Below are 1,295 nucleotides of genomic sequence, written 5' to 3'. Positions count from 1 at the left end.
GGGTGGGAAGCGGATGATGAGACGGAGCACAGCGCGCGGGTGGGGACGCGTGGCCAGCGTGCTGGCCGCGTGGGTGGTGGTGGCGTGGGGCGTGGGCTCTCGGGCCGCTCCGCTCGAGGAGGCGCCTGACGCGGCGCTGCGCCGCTTCGCGCTCGTCGTCGGCTCCAGTGAAGGCGGGCCCGGGCGCGAGCGCTTGCGCTATGCGGGCTCCGACGCGCTGGCCATGTCGCGCGTCCTGGAAGAGCTGGGCGGCGTGGCCACCGCGGACCGGGTGCTGCTGCTGGAGGCGGACCGGGACGCGCTCCTGTCGGCGCTGGAGCGGCTCAAGACGCTGGTGGAGGGCGCGGCCGCGCCCGGCGTGCGGCGCGAGCTGGTGGTGTATTACTCGGGCCACTCGGACGCGGATGGCCTGTTGCCGCGCGGCGAGCGCGTCACCTACGGCGACCTGCGCAAGCTGATGGGCCTGGTGCCGGTGGACGTGCGCATCGCCATCCTCGACTCGTGCGGCTCCGGCGCGCTCACCCGCTTCAAGGGCGGACTGCGGCGTCCGTCATTCCTCACGGACATGTCCGCGCAGGTGCGAGGCCATGCCTATCTGGCTTCCAGCTCCGCGGATGAGGTGGCGCAGGAGTCGGATGCCATCGGCGCGTCCTTCTTCACGCACTTCCTCGTCACGGGCCTGCGCGGCGCGGCGGACACCACGGGAGATGGACGAGTCACGCTGCACGAGGCGTATCAGTTCGCCTTCCACGAGACGCTGGCGCGCACGGAGCGCTCGCAGGGTGGCCCTCAGCACGCGGCCTATGACATCCAACTGGCGGGCAGTGGCGACCTGGTGATGACGGACCTGCGGGGCTCCAACGCGCGTCTGCGGGTGGCGGAGGACGTGCAGGGCCGCCTCTTCGTTCGCGACTGGGGCAACCAGCTGGTGGCGGAGCTGCAGAAGCCCGCGGGGCGACGGCTCTCGCTGGGCCTGGAGGCCGGGCGCTACCACGTCACGCTGGAGCGTCCCTCGCAGCGCTTCGAGGCGGAGTTGCTGGTGGGGGCGAAGGGTGACGCGGAGCTGCGCGTCGGCGACTTCGTTCCGGTGACGCTGACACGCACGGCGGCGCGCGGAGGCACTGTGTCGTCGGACGTGCCGCTCGCGCACGAGGGGACGCTGGAGGACATGCCCTCTGTTCCCATCAACCTGTCGCTGGTGCCGCCGCTGTCCACGAGTGCGTTGTGGGGCGGTGGTGGCCTCAACAACGTGGCGCTGGGGGGGCTCGCGGTTCGCTCGTTCCAGCTCCGAGGGG

1 protein-coding gene is annotated in these 1,295 nt (G+C 72.2%); it reads left to right on the top strand.

Features of this window, described 5'->3' with window-relative positions; translation table 11 throughout:
- Positions 1 to 13: 13 nt before the first annotated feature.
- On the top strand, positions 14 to 1,295 hold a 1,282-nt coding region (locus HR086_RS46905; protein ID WP_174468917.1), incomplete at its 3' end, for a caspase family protein.

This window comes from Myxococcus sp. CA039A (assembly GCF_013336645.1).
In the GTDB taxonomy this organism is placed as follows: Bacteria; Myxococcota; Myxococcia; order Myxococcales; family Myxococcaceae; genus Myxococcus; species Myxococcus llanfairpwllgwyngyllgogerychwyrndrobwllllantysiliogogogochensis.
Note: the sequence above shows the minus strand (reverse complement) of the source record. Positions and strands in the feature narration are given on the sequence as shown.